The following is a 17344-nucleotide window of genomic DNA, read 5'->3' on the forward strand; positions in this document are numbered from 1 at the left end:
TCATGACCGTGACCGAGACCGAGCTCGTGACCACCACGGGAGGCCGCGGCCGCCGCGCCACACCTCCGGCTCCCGGACGCAAGCGCCGCTACACGGAAGACCAGGTGACGCTGCCTCGCGTGATCCTGCGCACCGTCGCCGGGTTCCTCGTGCTCGCCATCTTCGTGCTGCCGTACCTCATCATGTTCTTCGGCTCCGTGAAGACGAAGTCGCAGATCCGCTCGGTCGACCCGACGTACCTCCCGATCGAGTGGCACTGGGAGAACTACCTCTCGATGTGGTCGACGCCCGAGACGCCGCTGCCGTACAACCTCATCTCGACGATCATCATCGCCGTGTTCGCGACGCTGCTCGTGCTGCTCGTGTCGCTGCCGGCGGCGTACTACACGGCGAGATTCACCTTCCCCGGCCGCATGGTGTTCCTGTTCCTCGTGATCGTCACGCAGATGCTGCAGCCGGCGGTGCTGACGTCCGGCCTGTTCCGACAGTTCACGACGCTCGGCCTCGGCGACACGTGGGCCGCGATGATCTTCATCAACGCCGCGTTCAACCTGTCGTTCGCGGTCTGGATCATGCACTCCTTCTTCGCCGGCATTCCGAAGGAGATCGACGAAGCGGCGCAGATCGACGGCGCCGGACGCTTCACCGTGCTGTTCAAGATCAACCTTCCGCTCGTGTGGCCCGGCATCGTCACCGCGATCGTGTTCACGTTCGTGGCCTGCTGGAACGAGTTCGCAGCCTCGCTCGTGATCCTGTCGACCGACAAGAATCAGCCGCTGTCGGTCGCCCTGACCAAGTTCGTCGGGCAGTACGAGACGAGCTGGCAGTACGTGTTCGGCGTGTCGATCGTCGCGATCCTGCCCGTCGTCATCCTGTTCATGCTCATCGAGAAGCGCCTCGTCGGCGGACTCACGGCAGGCAGCGTCAAGTAGGTTCGGCGCCCGCCGCCGGGGTCCCGCCCGGGTCCCGCCCGTCGGGACACCTGCCGTCGGGACACCTGTCGGACGGATGCACGGATGCCGGGACACCTGTCGGACGGATGGACGGATGCCGGAGGGAAACCCGGCATCCGGCCCGACATCCGTCCGCCCGCCCGACATCCGTCCGCGGACCCGTCCACGGACCCGTCCACGGACCCGTCCGCTGCCGGGACACCTGTCGGACGGATGGACGGATGCCGGAGGGAAACCCGGCATCCCGCCCGACATCCGTCCGCCGGCCCGACATCCGCCCGCCCGACATCCGTCCGCCGGCCCGACATCCGTCCGCGGACCTGCGCGGGCACGCGACGCTCGGGCCTCAGGACGGGGGTGCGGCGCGCAGCTGCTGCGGATTCCAGCGCACACCGAGGGTCGCGGTGAGCGCGGCCTGGGCGGCGCCGGCGGAGAGCGAGACCCGGGGGTCGGCGTAGCGGACGGGGACCTGCGCCGTCCCCCGCGCCGGGTACTCGGTCTCGCGGCGCACCCTCTCGAGGAACCGCGGACCGAGCTGGGCGGCCGGACCGCCGATGACCACCTCGGTGGGATCGAGCAGGGCCGCGATGAGCTTGATGGCACGGGCCAGGGCGCGCGCCCCCTCGTCGATCTGCGCCTGATCCGCCCGCGCGACGAGTTCCGCGATCGCCGCGGGGTCGAGCGCATCGGAGAACTCCTCCCCGAGCATGGCGCCCATCGCGGCGGCGGATTCCAGGCAGCCGCGTTGTCCGCAGCGGCAGGCGCGAGCGGCCTCACCGAAGACGACCTGGACGTGTCCGATCTCGCCGGCGCGGTCCCGCGGACCGGGGGCGAGTTCGCCGTCGAGCGTGACGGCCGCCCCGACGCCCCCGCCCAGGTGGATGAAGAGGCGGTATCCGGACGGCGACTCGTCCATCCCGGCCTCCGCGATGGCCTCCGCGTCGACGTCGTTCACGAGCAGCACCGGGGCGTCGACGATCTGCTCGAGCCGCTCGGCGAGAGGCACGTCCTGCCACCGCAGCTGCACGCTCTCGAGCACCGACCGCCCGTCGGTGGTTCCCGGCAGCTGCACTCCGACCGCGAGCAGGCGTCCGCGGAACTCGGCGGCCACCTCCGCGACGGCCTCGTCGAGGAGGCGGTCGCGCTCCGCAGGGCTGTAGCTCACCTCGCGGGTCTCCACCTCGGAGCCGTCCAGCGCCACCAGGGCGATGTCCGCGTGCAGAGGCTGGATCACCAGCACGAGGATCAGATGGTGACTCGCATCGATGCTGAGTGTCGTGGCCCGTTTCCCTCCGGTGCTCGCGGCCTGCTCTCCCTCGACGACCAGGCGGGTGTCGATCAGCTCCGCGACGAGGGAGGATGCCGTCGCAGCGGTCAGCCCGGTCGAGCGCGCGATGCCGGCCCTGGTCTGTGTGCCGGGGTTTCGGAACACGAGCTGCAGCGCCCGCCGCAGGTTCGCACGCCGAACCGACGCCTGCGTGTCGAGGCCGTCATCCGTGTTGATCATGCGTTCCCGTTCCAGAGCCATCCGTCGCGAGTTGTTGACAGATCGTCAGACGATCCGTAGTCTCTCCCTAAGTTTATTCATTGAACTTAGTTGGCCTTCTCGGCCTCTCACAGCTCCGGACGGGCGAGTGCTGCACACACCGTCGCCCGTCCGGCACCTCTTTCAGCGGCTCTCGGCCGCCTCCGTGTGGTGGCGGATCACCTCAGCCACCACGAAGTTGAACCACTTCTCCGCGAACTCCGGGTCGAGATGCGCCTCCTCAGCGAGTGCGCGGAGCCGCGCGACCTGCTGCTCCTCCCGATTCGGATCGGATGCCGGCATCTGGTGCTCGGCCTTCAGGTGCCCGACCTGCTGGGTCGCGCGGAAGCGCTCGGCCAGCATGAAGATCAGTGCGGCGTCGATGTTGTCGATGGTGGCGCGAAGTCGGAGCAGTTCGGCCTTCGGGTCCTCGGCGGCGGTCATGCCCCCTACTCTAGAGCCGCATCAGACCCTGGTTTCGCTCCGCTTCCCCGCTATCGTGAGCACATGAGCAACGACGAGTCGCCCTCTCCCGCGTCCCACGACGACGCTGCCGCGGAGCCGCACCTCGAGCAGACGCCCGCACCGGGTGGAGAGGCCCCGACGCTCACTGAGACCGTCCCCGCGGCCGCCGAGCCCGTCGATCCGCCGACACCGAGCCGGTCGATCTGGACGCGCATCGACCGTCCCTTCGTGTTCGGCTTCCTCCTGACGCTGGGCGGTCTGGGCGCCATCGTCATCGGCCTCGCGATCTCGAGCCTGTCGACCGTCCTGATCTACATCGCCCTCGCCCTCTTCGGCGCGCTCGGCCTCGACCCCGCCGTGCGGTTCCTGGAGCGCCGCGGCCTGTCCCGGGCGATCGCGGTCGTCATCACGATCCTCGCGCTGATCGTCGTGTTCGCGCTCGTGCTGTGGATGGTCATCCCCATCGTGATCGACCAGATCACCAGCTTCGTGAAGTCGGTTCCCGGCATGATCCAGGACTTCACGAGAACCGATCTCTATGCGACGCTGAACGCCCAGTTCGGCGATCAGTTCCAGGATCTCGTCGGCGAGGTGCAGAAGTTCCTCTCCGACTTCGGCAATCTCGCCACGATCGGAGGCGGCGCCCTCGCTGTCGGCGCCTCGATCGCCACCGGCATCTCGGGCGCGATCGTCGTCCTCGTCCTCACCCTGTACTTCCTCGCGACCCTGCCCGCCATGAAGCAGGGCCTGCTCCGCCTGGCCCCTGCGCGCGACCGGGCTCGGGCCGCCGACATCTCGGAGCAGATCACCGACTCGGTCGGCGGCTACGTGATGGGCATGGTGATCCTGGCGTTCTGCAACGCGACGCTCGCACTCATCCTGTACACGGTCCTCGGGCTGCCGTTCCCGCCCCTCATGGCGACCATCGCGTTCTGCGTGACGCTGATCCCGCTCGTCGGATCCGTGCTGTTCTGGATCATCGGCACCGGCCTCGCCCTGTTCACGGATCCGATCGCGGCCCTCATCTTCGCGGCGATCTACCTGGTGTACATGCAGGTGGAGGCGTACGTGCTGACCCCGCGCGTGATGAACCGTGCGGTGGCGGTGCCCGGATCCCTCGTGGTCATCGGCGCCCTCGCCGGCGGTACCCTGCTCGGACTCCTCGGCGCCCTCGTCGCGGTGCCCGTGACCGCGTCCATCCTGATCATCATCAAGCAGGTCGTCGTTCCCAAGCAGGACGCCCGCCTCTGACGCACGAGCGCCCGGACCCTGAGGGGCCCGGGCGCTCGTGAGGGCGGAAGTCAGCTGAGGTCGTTGTCGGCCAGCCACTGCTCGGCGATGTCGCTCGCCGACTTCTGATCGACCGTGCTCTGCACGTTCAGGGCGACGAGCTCCTCGGCGGTCAGCTTGGCGCTGATCGCGTTGATCACGTCGGACACCTCGTCGGCCACGTCGCTCGAGACGATCGGCACGACGTTGGAGGCGAGGATGATGTTCTCCGGGTCCTCGAGCGCGACGATGTCCTCGGTCTGGAACGCCGGGTCGGCCGAGTAGATGTCGGCGACCTGGATCTCACCGGCCAGCAGCGACTCGAGCGTGGTCGGACCCGTCGCCGAGAAGCCGAGGTCGACGCCGTAGACCTCCTTCGCCTTGGCGGGGCCGTACGGACGCTGCTCGAACTCCGGCGCCGCACCGATCGTGACCGGGGTGGTGACCTTCGAGAGGTCTCCGATCGAGGTGAGGTCGTTCTCCTCGGCGAAGCTCTTCAGCACGGTGTACGTGTCCTGGTCGGAGGCCTCGGCGTAGTCGAGTGCGGTGAGCCCCTCGGGCAGCGCTTCCTTCAGCGCGGCGTAGACATCCTCGGGGCTCGTAGCGGTCGCGTCCTTGTCGAGGTACTCGAGCAGGTTGCCCGTGTACTCCGGGAACACGTCGATCGCGCCCGATTCGACATCCGGCATGTACGCGTCGCGCTGGCCGATGCTGAACTGCTCGTCGACGTCGAAGCCGGCGGCCTCGAGTGCCTGCGAGTAGATCTCGGCGATGATCTCGTTCGAGTAGTACGCCTGCGAGCCGATGACGATCGTGTCGCCGCCGCCGGAGCCCGAGTCCTCGGAGGGAGCGTCGAGCGGGTTGCTGCTGGCGCAGCCGCCGAGCGTGAGCGCCGCGACGAGCGAGACGCCGCCGGCGAGGGCGAGCCGTGACTTGCGTGCTGTGAACATGTGACTTCCTCTTCTCTGGGACAACGGGAGATGCTGTGGGTCGGTGGTCAGGCGGTGGCGGGAGCCGCCGCCTTGAGGGCGGATCGCGATCGACGCTTCTGCGGAGCGCTGCGGACTCCGGCGGAGACCACGGCATGCTGGACGATCGCGAGGAGCAGATCGACGATCAGGGCGAGGACGGCCACCAGGATGGCCCCGCCCAGCACCTGGTCGAACTTGCGCAGCGGAATGCCCTGGATGATCGGCTGGCCGAGACCGCCGAGGTTGATGTAGGCGGCGATGGTGACCGTGGCGATCACCTGGAGGAGCGCCGCACGGATGCCGCCGACGAGCAGCGGGAGCCCCAGCGGCACCTCGACCTTCCAGAACACCTGCCATTCGGTCATCCCCATGGCCCGGGCCGAGTCGAGGATGCGGCGGTCGATCGCCTCGAGTCCGGTGTACGCCCCGGCGAGGAGCGACGGGATGGCCAGGAGCACGAACGTGATGATCGCGGCCTCCGGGATGCGGAGCACGCCGAGCAGCAGCACGAGCAGCACCATGAGTCCGAACGAGGGGATCGCCCTGGCGGCGCCGGCGACCGCGACCGCGACTTCGCGCCCCTTGCCCGTGTGGCCGATGAGCCAGCCCAGCGGCACGGCGATCACCGCGGCGATCACGACCGAGACCAGGGTGAAGTACATGTGCTGGCCGAACAGGATGGGCAGCGCATAGGGCCCCACCCAGCGGTCCGGCGAGAAGAGCCACGCGAGGGCTTCGGTGAACACGTTCATGCGGCAGCCCTCACCGTCGCGGTCTGGCGGGCGGCCGCCGGGACCTTCGCCGCCCTGGTCCACGGCATCAGGGCGCGGCCGAGCAGCAGGAGCAGCAGATCGATCACGAGCGCGATGACCACCACCGCGACGACACCGGAGAAGACCTCTGCCAGGATGCGGCGCTGCAGACCGTTCGTGAACAGGTAGCCGAGGTTGTTGACCCCGACGAGGATTCCGACCGTAGCGAGGGAGATCGTACTGACCGCCGCCACGCGGAGGCCGGCGAGCACGACCGGACCCGCGAGCGGGAAGTCGACCGTCCAGAACCGGCGGAAACCGCCGTAGCCCATGGCGGTCGCCGACTGCCGGATGGCCGGGTCGACGGAGTCCAGCCCATCGGACACGGCCCGCACCAGGATCGCGATCGCGTAGATCGTGAGACCGATGATGAGGTTCGCCGGGCTGCGGGCGGGATAGCCCGCGATGGAGGGCAGCAGGATCAGCAGCGCCAGGGACGGGATCGTGTAGAGCAGACCGGTCAGGACGATGACCGGTCCCTTCACGAGCTGATACCGCCAGGCCACCCAGCCCAGCGGCAGCGAGAGGACGAAGCCGAGGACGATCGCGATCGCGCTCTGCTGCAGGTGGATCGCGGTCAGCTCGAGGATGAGCCCGAGGTTGTCGACGACCCAGTTCACGGAGCGCCCTTCGTCGCGCTCTCCTCGCTCAGGAGCGCGTCGGTCACGGAATCGGGCACGTCGACGATCGCACCCTGAGTGCGCCCCTCGGAGTCGACGACGACGGTTCCGCGCGGCGTCTGCTTCAGGTGCAGGGCACGGCGTCCGCGGTCGGCGCCGATGAACGCCGCCACGAAGTCGTCAGCCGGGTTCTCGATGATCTCGCTCGGGCTGCCCACCTGCACCACGCGGGCGCCCTTGTCGAGGATCACGACCTGGTCGCCGAGCAGGAACGCCTCGTCGATGTCGTGGGTGACGAAGACGACCGTCTTGTCGAGTTCGCGCTGGAGTCGCAGCGTCTCCTGCTGCAGGTCGGCCCGCACGATCGGGTCGACCGCGCCGAACGGCTCGTCCATCAGCAGGATGTTGGGATCCGCGGCGAGCCCGCGGGCCACGCCCACGCGCTGCTGCTGTCCGCCCGACAGCTGACTCGGGTAGCGCTCGGCGAGCGACTGGTCGAGCCCGACCGTGTCGAGCAGCGTGCGGGCGCGCTTGTGGGCCTCTGCCTTCTTCACACCGGTCAGCCGCAGCACCGTCGCGACGTTGTCGAGCACGGTGAAATGCGGCATCAGTCCGGAGTTCTGCATCACGTAGCCGATCCGACGACGCAAGGCGACCGGGTCTCCGCCGAGCACGCTCTCGCCGTCGATCTCGACCTCTCCCGAGGTGGGTTCGACCATGCGGTTGATCATGCGCAGCAGGGTCGTCTTGCCGCAGCCGGACGAGCCGACGAACACGGTGGTCTTGCGCGACGGCAGCACGAGGCTGAAGTCGTCGACGGCGAGGGTGCCGTCCGGGAACCGCTTCGTCACGTTGCGGAACTCGATCATGGGCTGGTCTCCAGTCGGTCGATCGATGCGAGGCGGGGGGTGGCTAGGGGCCGACCTCGACGCGCGGATCGAAGGCCACGTAGCCCGAGAAGTCCTTGCCCACGCGATCGAACGCGGAGGGATACGGATGCGGGTACGACCACGCGTAGTCCTCATGCAGTCCGCTGTCGGTCTGCACGGAGAAGTACTGCGCCTCGCCTTTCCACGGACAGGTGTACGGCGTGGGGCTCTCGACGAGCGTGTCCGGCGCGATGGACGCGGGCGGGAAGTACCAGTTCCCCTCGATGCGGACGAGGTCGCTCTCGTCGGCCTCGGCGATGACGGTTCCTGCGAGTACAGCCTTCATGGTCCTGCCTCCTCGGATGTGGGTAAGAGCGTATAAGACGGGTGCGACATCGGGGTGCGGGTTGCGCGAGAGGTCGTCAATGTGAGAAACAATCCCGATCCTGTTCGGCGCCGCCGCGCGAACGGATTGCCTCGATGATCACGCCGAGTCGCGGCCGTAGCCCTCCAGCAGCCGCAGCCAGATCTCGCTGATGGTCGGGTACGACGGCACCGCGTGCCACAGCCGGGCGATCGGCACCTCGCCGACGATCGCGATGGTCGCGGCCTGGACGAGCTCCGCGACCTCCGGTCCGACGAACGTGGCGCCGATCACGACGTCGCGGTCGGTGTCGACGACCAGGCGCGCCTGTCCGGCGAAGCCGTCCTCGTACAGGCTCGCGCCCGCGACCCAGCCCAGGTCGTAGTCGACCGCCCGCACGGCGGTGCCGGCCCCCCGCGCGGCTGCCTCGGTGAGCCCGACGGATCCGACCTCGGGGATCGAGAACGTGACCTGCGGGACGGCGGCGTGGTCGGCTGTCGCGACGTGACGGCCCCACGGGGCGTCGTCGACGTCCTCGCCCTTCGCGCGTGCCGCGATGACGTCGCCCGCGGCCCGGCCCTGGTACTTGCCCTGGTGCGTCAGCAGCACGCGTCCGTTCACGTCGCCCACCGCGTAGAGCCACTCGGAACCGGGGACGCGGAGGGTGTCATCCGTCTCGATCCAGCGCCCGGGCTCCAGGCCGACGATCTCCAGGCCGATGTCGCCGCTGCGCGGAGAGCGCCCCGTCGCGACCAGCACCTCCGCCGCGACGATCTCGTCTCCGCCGTCGAGGGTGATCGTCACGCCGCTGTCGTCCCGCCGCACGGATGTCGTGCCCGTCGAGGTGCGCACGTCCACGCCGAGCTCCTTCAGCCCCGCGGCGACGCGCTCCCCCGCGAAGGGCTCCATCCCGCCGAGCAGACCGCTGCGGGCGATCACCGTGACCGTCGAGCCGAGGGCGGCGTACGCGGTCGCCATCTCCACGGCCACCACGCCCCCGCCGATCACCGCCAGGCTCTCCGGGAGCTCCTCGGCGCTGGTGGCCTCGCGGCTCGTCCACGGCGCTGCCTCGCGCAGGCCGTCGATGGGCGGGATGACCGCGTCCGACCCGGTGCTGATCGCCACGGCGTGCCGCGCCCGGAGCACGCGCTCCCCGCCGTCGGTATCCGTCACGGTCACCTCGCGCTCGCCCGTGAGCCGACCGTGTCCGCGCGCCAGGTCGATGCCGGCCGAGTCGAGCCACTGCACCTGGCCGTCGTCGGACCAGTTGCTGGTGAAGGAGTCACGACGGTCGAACACCGCTCGCACGTCGAGCTTCCCTGTCACCGCCTGCGATGCTCCGGCGACGTGCTGTGCGGCCCGCAGTGCCTGCGCGGAGCGGAGCAACGCCTTCGAGGGCATGCACGCCCAGTACGAGCATTCCCCTCCGACGAGCTCGCTCTCCACGATGATCGCCGTGAGTCCGCCCTGCACGGCGCGGTCGGCCACGTTCTCCCCGACCGGTCCTCCGCCCAGCACGATCAGGTCGTATTCGTCGGTCTTCTCCGCAGTCATCCGTCGCACCTCTCCGTCGGCCGGTTCCGTCAGCCGGTTCCGTGGCCAGTCTCGCTCATCAGCAACACCGAGTCACGGCCCACTTGTTCCCCGGACACCGAATCCCGTTCCGGCGCACGCCTGTCGGGCGGTTGTACGGATGTCGGGCCGGAGGGCATGATCCGGTCCGACATCCGTAAATCGGTCCGACAAGTGCCCGCACGGAGGGGCGACGGGACGGGGTCAGGCGGGGACGGGGGTCGTCGGGATGCGGCGGTCGGGGAACGCGCGCGGGTAGGCGCGGCGGAGGGCGACGGCGACCAGGGTGGCCGCGGTGACCTTGATGAGGTCTCCGGGCAGGAAGGCGAGGCTCGACAGCGCGGTGAGGTCGATCGGCACGCCCGTCACGAGTGCCTGCACCGGGATGCCGAAGGCGTAGACGACCGCCACCCCGCCGACGAGCGCCGCGAGGGCCGTCCGCCACCAGGTGAAGCGGCCCGTGCGCATGAGGAGTCCGATGACGACGACCCCGACGATCCACCCGATCATGTACCCCACGGTCGGTCCCACGAAGACGCCGAGGCCGCCGCGACCGCCGGCGAGCACCGGAAGCCCCAGCGCCGCCAGGGCCAGCACGAGCGCGATCGACAGCGGCGCGATCCGCGGACCGAGGATCAGACCCGCCAGCATCACGCCGAGCGTCTGACCGGTGATCGGCACTCCCCCGGGGAGCGGGACGACGACGGTCCCGAGCACGATGATGAGGGCGGCGAACACGGCCACCCGGCCGAGTGTCGCAGAGGTGTCTCGGGGCGCAGCGGTCATGAGGATCCTTCCTGAACGATGTTCACCTGAACACCGTTCATCAGCGTAGGGACCGGTTGCCGACCGCGCAAATCCCGCTCAGCGGCCCGCGCCCACGCCGACCCTCGGGGCGAGGACCGCCGCGGCGAGCGCGAGCACCGCCGCGAGGACGAACACACCGAGGAACGGGTCGGCTGCCGCCAGGGCGGTGAACAGCACTCCGGTGACGGCGAGAGCCATCGCGCTGCCGAAGGAGTCGGCGACGGTCATGGCCGCGCTGTTGAAGCCCTGGGTCTCCGGCGTCGAGAGCGCCAGCGTGAGCGCACTGCTGCGCGGGCTCATCAGCCCCATGCCGGCTCCCGCCACGACCCACGCGGCCGCCGCCGTCCACGCCTCCCAGCCGAAGCCCGCGGTCGCGACCGTCAGCGCGATGCCGGCCAGCACGAGGATCGTGCCCCAGCGCACGGCCGCCACGCTCGACAGGCGCGCGCCCATCCGCCCCTGCACCGTCGCCGCGATGGACCAGGCGAGGGCGCCGCCGGTGAGGGACAGCCCGGCGAGGGTGGGCGAGAGGTCGTAGCGATCCGTCAGCAGATACGGCAGGTACACCTGCGCGCCGAAGAACGCGGCAGCACCGAGCCCGCGGACGAGGATGACCGCAGGCAGCCCTCGCCGGGCGCGAAGCGTGCCTCGGGGGACGAGCGGTCGCACCGCGATGAGCGCGACGACCACGGCGACGACGGCCAGCCAGGGGCCGACTCCGGGGATGTCGCCGACCAGGTTCAGCGCGAGCACGGCGACAGCGGCGAGGACCGACCACCCGAGTCGACCGAGCGACCAGGGCGTCGTCGCATCCCCTCCGCCCGCCAATCCGCGGAGGGCCGGGATGACCATCAGCAGCGCCAGCAGCACCAGGACCACCACGCCGAGGAACACCCAGTGCCAACTCCACAGCTCCGTCACCGCTCCGGCGACCGTCGGCCCGATCAGCGAGGGGATGACCCACGCCGCAGCGAAGCCCGCGAAGATCGCCGGATGCAGTTCCTGCGGGTAGACGCGGGCGACGACAACGTAGAGTGCGACCATCAACCCACCGCTGCCGAGGCCCTGCGCGAACCGTCCGGCGACGAGGATCTCCATGCTCGGAGCGAGACCTGCGATCAGCAACCCGACGACGAAGATGCCGACCGCCGTGTACAGCGGAGCGACCGGACCGCGACGATCGGCCCAGTTCCCCGTGACGACCATGCCGATGACCCCGGTCGCGAGCGGTCCGGCGAACGCGAGCGCGTACAGCCGCTCGCCCCCGAGGTCGGCGCTCACGGTCGGCATCACCGTGGTCACCGCGAGGGACTCGAACGCGCCGAGGAACACGAGCGCGCACGCGCCGATGGTGATCCAGACGTACTCGCTGCTGAGGATGCGCGGTGCGGCCGCGCCCGGCATCGATCCCTGCTCGGTCTCCGTGGTCATGGAGACGACGCTAGAACCTCAAGCGAGGTTGAGGTCAAGCGCGGTTCAGCGCACCGGCAGGAAGTGGGTCGGCGTCGGGACCTGCGCCTCGTGCCGGATGCCGAGAGGGGCGCCGGTCCGCTCGTCGAGGTCGAGCAGCGTGATGGTGTCCGAGCGCTGGCCCGCGACCAGCATCTTGCCCTCGTGGACGAGGTGGTGACGCGGCCAGTCGACGCCCGAGTCGGCGAGTGCCACGGATTCCAGGGACTCGCCTCCCCCGCGCACGCGCAGCGCCGCGATCGTGTTGCTCCCGCGCAGGGCCGTGTAGAGGAACTGCCCGTCACGCGAGCGGGCGAGCTCGGCCGGGAAGTCGGTGCCGACCTGGGCGATCGGGCTCGACAGGGTCGACGCCACGACGCTCCAGGTGCCGTCGGCCGCCGCCGCGAGCGTGAAGACCTCGCACGAGTATTCGGTGACCACGTGGAGGTGTCCGCTGGGATGCATGACCATATGCCGCGGACCGGTGCCGAGCGGAAGCACGACCTCGTGATCGAGCGTCAAGCCCGCGGACCCCTGGGTTGCTGAGCCTGTCGAAGCACGCCAGATGCGGACCAGGTCGAACCCGAGGTCGGTCGTGGCGATGCGTCCGTCCGTGAGGAACACCGCGGCATGGGCGTGCGAGGTGCGATCCCCGCCGACCGCATACGGGTCCACTGCCGCCACCCCGTCACCGGGGGGCGTCGCGGGCGGAGCGTCCGGATCCAGGTCGTCGCCGAAGAGAGCAGCGCGCAGTGCCGCAGCGGCATCCGGTCTCGGCGGCAGGATGCGTCCTTCCCCGTCGAGCGCGAACCGCACGACGCGGCCGTCGCCGTAGCAGCTCGCCACCAGGGAAGAGCCGTTCGGGGCGACCGCGACATGGCACACACCGTCTCCGACCGGAACAGGCGCGCCCAGGGGTGCGAGCACCGACTCCCCCGTCCGGGCGAAGGCCTGCACGGCGGCATCCCCCTCCAGCGCGGCGTAGACGACGTCGAGGGAGGGATGCCGGGCCAGCCACGAGGGCGACGGCGCCTGCACCACCGCACCCCGATAGGCGAGCGTCGTCGCCTCACGACCTTCGTCGCCCGCGAGCAGTCCGATCCCGTCGGCCGCACCGTCCATGCCGGGGCCGTAGTCGCCGAGCCAGAATCGCGTCATGGAGCGCCCGGTCAGTCGAGCAGGTCGTGCCGGACGATGACCTGGTCGCGCTCGGGGCCGACGCCGATCACCGAGATGCGCGTGTTGCTCATCCGCTCCAGTGCCAGCACGTAGTCCTGTGCGGTCTGCGGCAGGTCCTCGAAGGTGCGCGCGGTCGAGATGTCCTCGCTCCAGCCGGGGAAGTACTCCAGGATCGGCTTCGCGTGGTGGAAGTCGGTCTGGTTCACCGGCACCTCGTCGAAGCGCTCGCCGTCCACGTCGTACGCCACGCACACCGGGATCTGCTCGAGACCGGTGAGGATGTCGAGCTTGGTGAGCACGAGGTCGGTGATCCCGTTGATGCGGGTGGCGTACCGGGTGATGGGGGCGTCGTACCAGCCGACCCGGCGCGGACGCCCGGTGGTGGTGCCGAACTCGAAGCCCTGCTTGCGCAGCCACTCGCCCTGCTCGTCGAACAGCTCGGTCGGGAAGGGGCCGGACCCGACGCGCGTCGTGTACGCCTTGACGATGCCGACGATGCGATCGAGCGCACCGGGACCGACACCGGAGCCCGTGGCTGCGCCGCCGGCCGTGGCGGACGAGGACGTGACGAAAGGGTACGTGCCGTGGTCGATGTCGAGCATGGTCGCCTGGCCGCCCTCGAACACGACGACCTCGTCGCGATCCAGCGCTTCGGCGATCAGGTAGCCGGTGTCGGCGACCATCGGACGCAGCCGGTCGGCGTACGACAGCAGGTCCTCCACGATCTCGTCGCAGGTGACGGCACGGCGGTTGAAGACCTTCACGAGGAGGTGGTTCTTCTGGTCGAGGGCGCCCTCGACCTTCTGGCGCAGGATGTTCTCGTCGAACAGGTCCTGCACGCGGATGCCGACGCGGTTGATCTTGTCGGCGTAGGCCGGGCCGATGCCGCGGCCCGTGGTGCCGATGTTGCGCTTGCCGAGGAACCGCTCCGTCACCTTGTCGAGCGTGCGGTGATACTGCGTGATGATGTGCGCGTTGGCGCTGACCTTGAGCCGCGAGACGTCGATGCCGCGGGCGGACAGGGCCTCCAGCTCGGAGAAGAGCACTTCGAGGTCGATGACGACGCCGTTGCCGATGACGGGCGTCACCCCGGGCGAGAGGATGCCGGAGGGCAGCAGGTGCAGCGCGTACTTCTCGTCGCCCACGACGACGGTGTGCCCGGCGTTGTTGCCGCCGTTGAACTTCACCACCCAGTCGGTGCGCTCACCGAGAAGATCGGTGGCCTTGCCCTTTCCTTCGTCGCCCCACTGCACGCCGACGATAACGATTCCTGGCATGGGTAACCCCCTGGCTTTCGCCGGGTTTGCACCGGCCGATGAGCTGGCCCTCTGCGGGCGATCCCATCCTATCGGGCGCCCTCCGACACCCCAGGGCCCGCACTCCGTGGCCCCCCGGGGTGCGCTCCCGTCGCGAGAACCGTCGGTCTGGGCGGGGGAAGGCGACAGAAAGTGCGACGGGAGCGGGGTGGGGATCGCTACAGTGTGCGGCGGAGGCGAAATGAAGACCTGGTGGCCCTACGTACGACTCGCGGCATCCGCGCTCGCGGTCGCGGCGATCGTCGCCCAACTGGTGCGGACGCTCGAGATCGCAGCCGCCGCGGACACGGCGTGGGGTGCGCATCTGCCGACCGTCTTCGTGAACTTCTTCAGCTTCTTCACGATCCTGTCGAACGTGCTCGCCGCGGTGGCGCTGGCGACCGGCGGGATCTGGGCGCTCACGCACCGGGACGCACGGCCGGAACCCCGGTGGCTGGCTGTCCTGCTGATGTGCGCGAGCACCTACATGATCGTCACCGGCATCGTGTACAACACCCTGCTGCGGGGCATCGAGCTGCCTCAGGGTGCCACGGTGGCCTGGTCGAACGAGGTGCTGCACGTGGTGATCCCGCTCCTTCTGCTCGCCGACCTGCTCTTCGCGCCGCGCCGCCGCGCGCTCGGGTGGGGTGCGATCGGGATCGCCGCGATCTTCCCGATCGGCTGGGTCGTGTACACGCTCATCCGGGCGAACCTCGTGATCGCCCCCGCCACCGGCAGGGCGGGGTGGTATCCGTACCCGTTCCTCGACCCGCGCCTGAACGGCGGCTACGGCGGCGTCGCCCTCTGGGTGCTGCTGATCGCCGCGATCATCATCGCGACCGCGGCCTTCGCGGTCTGGGTGGGCCGCCGCCGGGGCGACCGCTCCGCCTCCTGACGCTCGACGCCTGGCGGAAAACCGTCGGCGGCTGTCGCTCCGGCCCGTCGCCCCGTGTCGGAGGCCCCTGCCAGGATCGAAGCATGCCGCAGACCACCGGGGGCACCGGCCCCTCCGCCGAGACGAAGCCCCGCGCTCAGGGGCCGCTCGTCCTCGTCGCCGCGCTCGTCACCGTCGTGCTGTGGGCCTCGGCGTTCATCGGCATCCGCGGCGCCGGACCGCACTTCGACCCCGGCGCGCTCGCCCTGCTGCGGATGGCGGTGGGCGCGGTCGTGCTCACCCTCATCGCCCTGCGCCACGGCATCCGCCTGCCCGCGCGGCGCCACTGGCTCCTCGTGGTGGTGTGGGGCGTGGGGTGGTTCTGCGTCTACAACCTCGCCCTGAACAGCGCGGAGCGCACGCTCGATGCCGGCACCGCGGCGATGGTGGTGAATCTCGCTCCGCTGATGGTGGTCGTCTTCAGCGGGCTGTTCCTGCGCGAGGGCTTTCCCCGCCCGCTGATCATCGGCGCGCCGATCGCGTTCCTCGGAGTCGTGCTGATCGGCATGAACTCCTCGACCAGCGCGGGCCCCGACATCACCGGCCTGCTGCTCGCGCTCCTGGCCGCCGTCATGTACGCGGGCTGCACACTGCTGCAGAAGCACCTGCTCACCGCCGGCGCCGACCCGACCACGCTGACCTGGCTCGGCGCGGTCGTCGGCGCGATCGCCCTGCTCCCCTGGATCGGCGCTCTCATCGGCGACCTGCAGTCGGCGCCGCTGGATGCGACCCTGTGGGTCGTCTACCTCGGGGTCTTCCCCACGGCGATCGCTTTCACGACCTGGGCCTACGTCCTGCAGCGCAGCACGGCGGGGCAGACGTCGGCGACCACCTACGTCGTCCCCGCCCTGGCGATCCTGATGTCCTGGGCGATCCTGGGCGAAGTGCCGACGCCGCTGATGTTCGTCGGCGGCGCCCTGTGCCTGCTCGGCGTGCTGATCACGAGGATGCGCTGGCAGCGCGCGCGAGATCGGTCGTAGGAGCCGTCCATCCGCGCGGCGGCGGAGCGGTTGCGATTACGCTGGTCCGCGGAGGGACGGGCGCGACTGCGGTCCCTCGTGCGACACGAGGGAGACCTGAAGAGCGATGACCGAGCCTCACCCGCAGAACCCGCCGACGATCTCCGCGCCGCCGCCCCCGCCCGCACCCTCGGCGGCCGCTTCCGCCACGGCAGCCCCGCCCGCCGCAGCACCCGCGTCCACCGCAGCACCCGCGTCCAGCGCAGCCGCGTCCGCCCCGACGTCCGCGACGCGCGCCCCCTCCGACGCCGAGCTGTCGCGCGCCTCCGAAGTGCTCCGCGTCATCTCCGCCGCGTACTCGGCGAAGATGGTCGGCCAGGAGCGGTTGCGCACCAGCCTGCTCGTCGCGCTCATCGCGGGCGGGCACATCCTGCTCGAGAGCGTGCCGGGACTGGCGAAGACCACCGCGGCCAGCACCCTCGCCGACACGGTGCAGGCGCAGTTCAAGCGCATCCAGTGCACGCCCGACCTGCTGCCGAGCGACATCACCGGCAACCAGATCTACGACGCCGCGACCGGCTCCTTCCGCACGGTGCTCGGTCCCGTGCACGCGAACTTCGTGCTGCTCGACGAGATCAACCGCTCCAGCGCGAAGACCCAGAGCGCCATGCTCGAGGCGATGCAGGAGCACCAGACGACGATCGGCGGCGAGATCCACCACCTGCCCAAGCCGTTCCTCGTGATCGCCACGCAGAACCCGATCGAGCAGGAGGGCACGTACGAGCTGCCCGAGGCGCAGATGGACCGCTTCCTGCTCAAGGAGATCGTGGAGTACCCGAGCCCGGCCGAGGAGCTCGAGGTCCTCAGCCGCATCGACTCCGGCGTCCTCGACCCCGATCGGCACGTGGCCAGCGCCGTCAGCCTCGACGACGTGCACCTGCTGCAGGACGTCGCGAGCCGCATCTACGTCGACCCGGCGATCCGCAACTACATCGTGTCGATCGCCTACGTCACCCGGAATCCCGCGCCCTACATCGGCGAGGACCGCGCGCGCTTCATCAAGTACGGGGCGAGTCCGCGTGCGAGCATCGCGTTCCTGCAGGCGTCCAGAGCACTCGCGCTGCTGAAGGGCCGCTCGCACGTGCTCCCTGAGGACATCCGCGAGCTGCGCCACCTCGTGCTCCGCCACCGCGTGCTCCTGACCTTCGAGGCCGACGCGGAAGGCATCCGCAGCGAGGAGATCATCGACCAGATCTTCGCCTCCGTGCCCACGCCCTGACCTTCGACACCCTTCGACACGC

The 17344-nt window shown here is 70.0% G+C and carries 17 protein-coding genes; 5 read left to right on the top strand and 12 right to left on the bottom strand.

The genetic code is table 11. The features are described from left to right. Positions 1 to 2 precede the first annotated feature (2 nt). Positions 3 to 932 (top strand): carbohydrate ABC transporter permease, encoded by a 930-nt coding sequence (locus F6A08_RS00715; RefSeq protein WP_192576653.1) that lies wholly within the window; start codon positions 3 to 5, stop codon positions 930 to 932. A 367-nt stretch (positions 933 to 1299) separates the two neighbouring features. On the opposite strand, the gene F6A08_RS00720 is transcribed toward F6A08_RS00715, so the two are convergent. Further along, positions 1300 to 2460 carry an ROK family protein gene (locus F6A08_RS00720; RefSeq protein WP_225855685.1) on the bottom strand — a complete coding sequence of 387 codons (1161 nt, stop codon included), beginning with the start codon at positions 2458 to 2460 and terminating at the stop codon, positions 1300 to 1302. Between the two features lie 162 nt (positions 2461 to 2622). Further along, positions 2623 to 2922, bottom strand: a complete 300-nt coding sequence (locus tag F6A08_RS00725) for a chorismate mutase (RefSeq protein ID WP_124894490.1) — start codon at positions 2920 to 2922, stop codon at positions 2623 to 2625. 63 nt (positions 2923 to 2985) lie between these two features. Here F6A08_RS00725 and F6A08_RS00730 point away from each other — a divergent pair, with 63 nt between their 5' ends. After that, positions 2986 to 4194, top strand: coding sequence for an AI-2E family transporter (locus tag F6A08_RS00730; RefSeq protein WP_017201325.1), 1209 nt, complete (start codon positions 2986 to 2988; stop codon positions 4192 to 4194). 50 nt (positions 4195 to 4244) lie between these two features. Here the strand turns inward: F6A08_RS00730 and F6A08_RS00735 are convergent, their stop codons facing one another. The 10 genes from F6A08_RS00735 to F6A08_RS00780 form a co-directional block, all read right to left on the bottom strand. Continuing rightward, a complete protein-coding gene (locus tag F6A08_RS00735; protein WP_124894489.1) occupies positions 4245 to 5162 on the bottom strand; it encodes an ABC transporter substrate-binding protein in 918 nt (305 codons plus the stop codon). A 47-nt stretch (positions 5163 to 5209) separates the two neighbouring features. Further along, entirely contained in the window at positions 5210 to 5935 is a 726-nt protein-coding gene (locus tag F6A08_RS00740) for an ABC transporter permease (RefSeq protein WP_124894488.1), read from the bottom strand. Further along, positions 5932 to 6615 carry an ABC transporter permease gene (locus F6A08_RS00745; RefSeq protein ID WP_017201328.1) on the bottom strand — a complete coding sequence of 228 codons (684 nt, stop codon included), beginning with the start codon at positions 6613 to 6615 and terminating at the stop codon, positions 5932 to 5934. The genes F6A08_RS00740 and F6A08_RS00745 overlap by 4 nt, the downstream gene beginning before the upstream one ends. Next, a complete protein-coding gene (locus F6A08_RS00750) occupies positions 6612 to 7484 on the bottom strand; it encodes an ABC transporter ATP-binding protein (protein ID WP_017201329.1) in 873 nt (290 codons plus the stop codon). The genes F6A08_RS00745 and F6A08_RS00750 overlap by 4 nt, the downstream gene beginning before the upstream one ends. Before the next feature lie 43 nt (positions 7485 to 7527). Continuing rightward, positions 7528 to 7830 carry a DUF427 domain-containing protein gene (locus F6A08_RS00755; protein ID WP_017201330.1) on the bottom strand — a complete coding sequence of 101 codons (303 nt, stop codon included), beginning with the start codon at positions 7828 to 7830 and terminating at the stop codon, positions 7528 to 7530. A 138-nt stretch (positions 7831 to 7968) separates the two neighbouring features. After that, positions 7969 to 9402: a dihydrolipoyl dehydrogenase family protein gene (locus tag F6A08_RS00760; protein ID WP_151458333.1), complete on the bottom strand. Its 1434-nt coding sequence runs from the start codon at positions 9400 to 9402 to the stop codon at positions 7969 to 7971. Positions 9403 to 9624: 222 nt separating this feature from the next. After that, complete coding sequence (locus F6A08_RS00765) at positions 9625 to 10206, bottom strand: biotin transporter BioY (RefSeq protein WP_151458334.1); 582 nt, start codon at positions 10204 to 10206, stop codon at positions 9625 to 9627. 78 nt (positions 10207 to 10284) lie between these two features. Beyond that, positions 10285 to 11658, bottom strand: a complete 1374-nt coding sequence (locus F6A08_RS00770) for an MFS transporter (protein WP_420846029.1) — start codon at positions 11656 to 11658, stop codon at positions 10285 to 10287. Positions 11659 to 11703: 45 nt separating this feature from the next. Then, positions 11704 to 12834, bottom strand: a complete 1131-nt coding sequence (locus F6A08_RS00775; RefSeq protein WP_151458335.1) for a lactonase family protein — start codon at positions 12832 to 12834, stop codon at positions 11704 to 11706. An 11-nt stretch (positions 12835 to 12845) separates the two neighbouring features. After that, a complete protein-coding gene (locus tag F6A08_RS00780; protein WP_026049610.1) occupies positions 12846 to 14132 on the bottom strand; it encodes an adenylosuccinate synthase in 1287 nt (428 codons plus the stop codon). Between the two features lie 220 nt (positions 14133 to 14352). Between F6A08_RS00780 and F6A08_RS00785 the strand changes: the two genes are divergently transcribed. The 3 genes from F6A08_RS00785 (at position 14353) to F6A08_RS00795 (ending at position 17322) form a co-directional block, all read left to right on the top strand. Then, positions 14353 to 15045: a Pr6Pr family membrane protein gene (locus F6A08_RS00785; protein WP_151458336.1), complete on the top strand. Its 693-nt coding sequence runs from the start codon at positions 14353 to 14355 to the stop codon at positions 15043 to 15045. Positions 15046 to 15128: 83 nt separating this feature from the next. After that, entirely contained in the window at positions 15129 to 16064 is a 936-nt protein-coding gene (locus F6A08_RS00790) for a DMT family transporter (protein WP_017201338.1), read from the top strand. A gap of 106 nt (positions 16065 to 16170) precedes the next feature. After that, complete coding sequence (locus F6A08_RS00795; RefSeq protein ID WP_225855686.1) at positions 16171 to 17322, top strand: AAA family ATPase; 1152 nt, start codon at positions 16171 to 16173, stop codon at positions 17320 to 17322. Positions 17323 to 17344: the final 22 nt, after the last annotated feature.

The organism is Microbacterium algeriense, assembly GCF_008868005.1.
Classification (GTDB): Bacteria; Actinomycetota; Actinomycetes; order Actinomycetales; family Microbacteriaceae; genus Microbacterium; species Microbacterium algeriense.

What these genes read in the sequence shown, in the direction of transcription:
- F6A08_RS00715 (WP_192576653.1), top strand. Translation starts at nt 3, where the DNA reads ATGACCGTGACCGAGACCGAGCTCGTGACCACCACGGGAGGCCGCGGC.
- F6A08_RS00720 (WP_225855685.1), bottom strand. Translation starts at nt 2,460, where the DNA reads ATGATCAACACGGATGACGGCCTCGACACGCAGGCGTCGGTTCGGCGT.
- F6A08_RS00725 (WP_124894490.1), bottom strand. Translation starts at nt 2,922, where the DNA reads ATGACCGCCGCCGAGGACCCGAAGGCCGAACTGCTCCGACTTCGCGCC.
- F6A08_RS00730 (WP_017201325.1), top strand. Translation starts at nt 2,986, where the DNA reads ATGAGCAACGACGAGTCGCCCTCTCCCGCGTCCCACGACGACGCTGCC.
- F6A08_RS00735 (WP_124894489.1), bottom strand. Translation starts at nt 5,162, where the DNA reads ATGTTCACAGCACGCAAGTCACGGCTCGCCCTCGCCGGCGGCGTCTCG.
- F6A08_RS00740 (WP_124894488.1), bottom strand. Translation starts at nt 5,935, where the DNA reads ATGAACGTGTTCACCGAAGCCCTCGCGTGGCTCTTCTCGCCGGACCGC.
- F6A08_RS00750 (WP_017201329.1), bottom strand. Translation starts at nt 7,484, where the DNA reads ATGATCGAGTTCCGCAACGTGACGAAGCGGTTCCCGGACGGCACCCTC.
- F6A08_RS00755 (WP_017201330.1), bottom strand. Translation starts at nt 7,830, where the DNA reads ATGAAGGCTGTACTCGCAGGAACCGTCATCGCCGAGGCCGACGAGAGC.
- F6A08_RS00760 (WP_151458333.1), bottom strand. Translation starts at nt 9,402, where the DNA reads ATGACTGCGGAGAAGACCGACGAATACGACCTGATCGTGCTGGGCGGA.
- F6A08_RS00765 (WP_151458334.1), bottom strand. Translation starts at nt 10,206, where the DNA reads ATGACCGCTGCGCCCCGAGACACCTCTGCGACACTCGGCCGGGTGGCC.
- F6A08_RS00770 (WP_420846029.1), bottom strand. Translation starts at nt 11,658, where the DNA reads ATGACCACGGAGACCGAGCAGGGATCGATGCCGGGCGCGGCCGCACCG.
- F6A08_RS00775 (WP_151458335.1), bottom strand. Translation starts at nt 12,834, where the DNA reads ATGACGCGATTCTGGCTCGGCGACTACGGCCCCGGCATGGACGGTGCG.
- F6A08_RS00780 (WP_026049610.1), bottom strand. Translation starts at nt 14,132, where the DNA reads ATGCCAGGAATCGTTATCGTCGGCGTGCAGTGGGGCGACGAAGGAAAG.
- F6A08_RS00785 (WP_151458336.1), top strand. Translation starts at nt 14,353, where the DNA reads ATGAAGACCTGGTGGCCCTACGTACGACTCGCGGCATCCGCGCTCGCG.
- F6A08_RS00790 (WP_017201338.1), top strand. Translation starts at nt 15,129, where the DNA reads ATGCCGCAGACCACCGGGGGCACCGGCCCCTCCGCCGAGACGAAGCCC.
- F6A08_RS00795 (WP_225855686.1), top strand. Translation starts at nt 16,171, where the DNA reads ATGACCGAGCCTCACCCGCAGAACCCGCCGACGATCTCCGCGCCGCCG.